This is a genomic window from uncultured Bacteroides sp., assembly GCF_949298305.1.
Lineage (GTDB): Bacteria > Bacteroidota > Bacteroidia > Bacteroidales > Bacteroidaceae > Bacteroides.
Genome location: NZ_CASFWU010000143.1, coordinates 1 through 4,786, shown reverse-complemented (window position 1 = coordinate 4,786; position 4,786 = coordinate 1). Strand labels below are relative to the sequence as shown.

General features: G+C 54.7%; 3 protein-coding genes. All 3 read right to left on the bottom strand.

What is annotated here, in order from left to right:
- Window positions 1–225 precede the first annotated feature (225 nt).
- The gene (locus Q1Y74_RS13540) at window positions 226–561 is read right to left on the bottom strand and encodes a hypothetical protein (RefSeq protein WP_300814821.1); all 336 of its coding nucleotides are present in this window, start codon (window positions 559–561) and stop codon (window positions 226–228) included.
- 103 nt (window positions 562–664) lie between these two features.
- Window positions 665–979 carry a thioredoxin gene (gene trxA, locus Q1Y74_RS13535; RefSeq protein WP_300814820.1) on the bottom strand — a complete coding sequence of 105 codons (315 nt, stop codon included), beginning with the start codon at window positions 977–979 and terminating at the stop codon, window positions 665–667.
- 684 nt (window positions 980–1,663) lie between these two features.
- Window positions 1,664–4,786, bottom strand: a 3,123-nt coding sequence (gene dnaE, locus Q1Y74_RS13530; protein ID WP_300814819.1) for a DNA polymerase III subunit alpha, incomplete at its 5' end; no start/stop codon positions are given.

The following is a 4,786-nucleotide window of genomic DNA, read 5'->3' as shown; positions in this document are numbered from 1 at the left end:
CGGAAAAAGGACAATAATAATGGCATATAAAGTGATTATACTCTATCGACTTTATATGCCATCTTACTTTGTAGGGACATTTACTGAATATCCCTAAAGCATTGATACACAAAATGTCGTAAAGACCTACCACCCCGCCCGTTGGGCACCCCTCCTTCCAGGGGGAGTCAGATACCCTTACTTAGTTTTGACACACCTTCGTTTTCTTTCAAGCCGACGGACACTCTATTCGTCACCGCCCAGCGACTCGGTGTACTCCATCTCACCCTGTACGATGAAAAGGATTTCCTCCGGGTCGTACTCGCCCATTTCGTCCTTGCGGGCTTCCTTGATGATATAGTCCACAATCTTCTCCAGGTCGATTTCGATGTATCCGTCCGCATCGGGCTTAGCATCGAGAATGCCGCTCTCGGAGTAGTACTCGTCTATCAGATCCAGGAAATAATAGAACTCGTCGTCAGTGAACTTGTCCTTCAGGTCCTGCGGCAAGTAGGCCTTGATGTACTCGATGGTCTTTTCGTCATCGGCATCATCCAGCAAAAAATCGTCTTCCATTCCCATATTCTCGCATATTTAGGTTGAACAATCTGAAAAAGAAAGGGTGTGCCAAAGGAAAGTTGTCGGTTCCCGTCGTTTGACACACCCTCTCCGAGGAGGCAGCCTGTTATAACAAGGCTTCAATCTTGGCGGCATAGACAGACTTGGCGGCAGAGCCTACCTGCTTGTCCACCAGTTTGCCGTCCTTGAAGAACAGCACGGTAGGAATACTGCGGATGCCGAACTCGGCCGGCAGGTCGCTGTTCTCGTCCACATCGCACTTGCCAATAATCACCTTGCCTTCGTATTCGGCGGCCAACTCGTCTATAACAGGGCCTACCATCTTGCAGGGACCGCACCACGGTGCCCAAAAATCTACCACTACGGGTTTACCCTCTGACAGGATTTCCTTGAAATTGCTGTCTGTAACTGCTAATGCCATTTTCTTTAATGATTTATGGTTGATTATACGTATTGAATATACATGCCACGGGCTGCCCCCGAAGGCAGCCATCGCATGGGCAAAGATAATGCAAAGCGGGAGAAGTACAAAGCAAAAACGCAAGATTTGTCTGCCCCACGCAGAAGGGGGGACAGAATTGGGTTGGCGATGAAGAGGGGGGGGAATGTCAAAACAAGGGTATCTGAAACTCTCCTCCTTCAGGAAGGAGGGGAGTCAGATACCATCACTTAGTTTTGACACACCCCTCCCGCATGGCATGCAGACACGGATGAGACAGATGACCACAGAGGCCCAACCGGCAGAAAGGAGACGCCTCACTGCGTTCAGCATGACAGGAAACAAAAGAATGACGACGGGAAATGTTGAGCAAAATTACCACACCCACATATCCTTTCAATGAGAGGCCCTTCAAATCACACAAGGCTGCAATAAGGAAGGTTTGAAACCCAAGGGGCTTATGTTTGAAACATACCCCCCTTATGTTTCAAACATAGGCCTTCCAGGGTTAAAACCCATTTTCCAGGCGGGAGAAAAACCGACGTGCGGATTGCTCTCTGTTGTCAAAAAAACACACTTTCATACAGCGCGCATGGAGAGCCTTCGAACGGCTTGCGCAAATATCTGCGTGCCGTTCCCCGTTTGGACTCGCACCGTACCGCCCGGTCAGTTGATGCGGAACTCCAGTTCGGGACGTTCTTTCAGGTAGTTGACCACCTCGCGCCCCACCGATAGCTTCACCGGACGGGACACCAAGTCCACATTCTGCCGGCTTTCGGTGTCCTGTATGCGGAAATAGAGCGAAGTACTGCCGGGATGCGTCCGCACCACTTCAGACAGTTCGGTCACCAAAGCCGTATTGAGCGCACTGAGGGGGATAGCAATGGTAATCTTCTCTATCAGCTTCTCTTTCACGTCGGGCAGCAGCTCCATGGAGGTAATCTTCAGCTCCAGCTCGTCCTGCCTCCACTGCTTGGGCTGGCAGCGTGCTTTGATGAAGAGGAAGGTACGCTCGCCCAGATAGCCCTGATAGGTCACCCAATCGTTACCGAAGAAGGGTATCTCGGCCGAGCCGGAGTAGTCTTCTATCTTGGCTATGCCGTATGGATTGCCGTTCTTGCTGATGCCCCGGCGGACGGATGTCACGATGCCGCCCATCGTAATCTCGCGGCCTGCCAGGGCAGTCTTGTCCTCCAGCTCGGCCATGTGGGTGTTGCAGACGTGCTCCAGCACTACGGCATATTCGTCCAGTGGATGGGCGGACAGATAGATGCCGACGAGCTCGCGCTCCTTGTTCAGGCGGTCGAGGTCGCTCCAGCGCTCGGCAGGCAGGATTTCGGGCGTGGCAATGTCCACCACGTTCTCGCCACCGAACAGGGAGTTGACGGCAGCGGCCTTGTCGGCCTGATAGCGGTTGCCGTAGCGCACCAGCGTGTCGATGAACACCTCGCCTTTGGCGTTGACGGCAAAATATTGCTCGCGCTTCAATTCGGGGAAGCTGTCGAAGCCTCCGGCCAGAGCCAGGCACTCGATGTTCTTCTTGTTGCAGGCATTCAGGTTGACGCGCTGCACAAAATCGAAGATGCCCTTGTAGGGACCGTCCTTCTCACGCTCGGCCATAATGCTCTGCACAGCTCCTTCGCCCACACCCTTCACGGCTCCCAGACCGAAACGGATGTCACCGGCCTTGTTGACCGTAAACTTCAGGTTACTTTCGTTCACGTCCGGCCCCAGCACCTGGATGCCCATCGCCTTGCACTCGTCCATCAGCTTGGTGATGGTGGTGATGTCCGAGAGGCTTCGGCTCATCACGGCCGCCATGTACTCGGCAGGATAGTTGGCCTTCAGGTAGGCCGTCTGGTAGGCCACCCAAGAGTAGCACGTGGCGTGCGACTTGTTGAAGGCATAGGAGGCAAACTTCTCCCAGTCAGTCCATATCTTCTCCAGCACCTTGGGGTCGTGGCCGTTCTTCTGTCCGCCGGAGATGAACTTCGGCTTCATGTGGTCCAGCTTGTCGCGCAGCTTCTTACCCATGGCCTTACGCAGGGCGTCGGACTCGCCGCGGGTGAAATCGGCCAGCAGACGGGACAGAAGCATCACCTGCTCCTGGTAGACAGTGATGCCGTAGGTGTCCTTCAGGTACTTCTCCATGATGGGGATGTCGTACTCGATGGGCTTACGTCCCCACTTGCGGTCGATGAAGTCGGGAATGTAATCCATAGGACCCGGACGGTAGAGGGCATTCATGGCGATGAGGTCCTCGAACGTACCGGGCTGGAGCTCGCGCAGGTATTTCTGCATACCGGCGGACTCGAACTGGAAAGTGCCCACCGTACGTCCGTCGCAATAGAGCTTGTAGGTGGCGGGGTCGTCGATGGCTATCTTGTCAATGTCTATCTCGATGCCGCGGTGCAGGCGGACGTTTTCCACCGCCTCCTTGATGATGGAAAGGGTTTTCAGACCCAGGAAGTCCATCTTAATCAGGCCCGTGTCCTCAATCACCGAACCTTCGTACTGGGTGACAAGCATCTTCTCGCCCGTTTCCTTGTCGTCGGCCGTGCTGACGGGCACCCAGTCTGTGATGTCGTCCCGACAGATGATGGTACCGCAGGCATGTACACCCGTGCCGCGCACGTTGCCTTCGAGCATCTTGGCATACTTGATGGTCTCACGCACCAGCGGGTCGGGCGAAGCCTCGGCAGCCTGAAGCTCGGGGACGTACTCGATGGCATTGGGCAGGTTCAGCTTCTTGTCGGGAATCTTATCGGGAACCAGTTTGCACAGCCGGTCGGACTCGGACAGAGGGAGCTTCTCCACACGGGCCACGTCCTTAATGGCCATCTTCGTGGCCATGGTGCCGTAGGTAATGATGTGAGCCACCTTCTCCTGTCCGTACTTCTCGGTCACCCAGCGAAGCACCTCGCCACGGCCGTCGTCGTCGAAGTCCACATCGATATCGGGGAGGGAGATACGGTCCGGGTTAAGGAAACGTTCGAACAGCAGGTCGTACTGAATGGGGTCAATCTTCGTGATACCCAGACAGTAGGCCACCGCCGAACCGGCGGCCGAGCCACGTCCCGGACCTACGGAAACGCCCAGCTGCGTGCGGGCGGCATTGATGAAGTCCTGCACAATGAGGAAGTAGCCCGGGAAACCCATCGTCTTCATAATGTAGAGCTCGAATACAAGGCGTTCCTTCACCTCGTCCGAAAGCGGGTCGCCATACAGGCGCTTGGCACCGTCGAAAGCCAGCTTGGCCAGGTAGTCGGCCTCCAATTTGATACGGTAGAGCTTGTCGTAGCCACCCAAGCGCTTGATTTTAGCATTGGCAGCTTCTTCGTCCAGCACCACCTTACCGTTCTCGTCACGGGTAAATTCATCGAACAAATCCTGTTCGGTATATTTCTTGCGGTATTCCTCCTCCGTACCGAAATCCTCGGGAATGGCAAAGGTAGGCATAATGGGGGCATGGTCGATGGAATAGAACTCCACCTTGTCAAGAATCTCCATCGTATTCGAGAGTGCTTCGGGCACATCCTCAAACAGGGTGTTCATCTCGGCCTTGGTCTTCATCCATTCCTGCTTGGTATAGAGCATACGGGTAGGGTCGTCCAAGTCCTTTCCCGTACTGAGGCAGATGAGCCGGTCGTGGGCCTCCGCATTCTCCTCGTCAACAAAATGCACGTCGTTCGTGCAGATGAGTTTGATGCCGAACTTCTTGCTGTACTCCAGCAGTTTGGCATTCACCTTCTGTTGCAAGGGATAGGCTTCGTGATTGGCCCGCGGCAC

Bases quoted from the DNA above. Each gene is read 5' to 3' on its own strand.
- Q1Y74_RS13540 (WP_300814821.1), bottom strand. From the start codon at position 561: ATGGGAATGGAAGACGATTTTTTGCTGGATGATGCCGATGACGAAAAG.
- trxA (WP_300814820.1), bottom strand. From the start codon at position 979: ATGGCATTAGCAGTTACAGACAGCAATTTCAAGGAAATCCTGTCAGAG.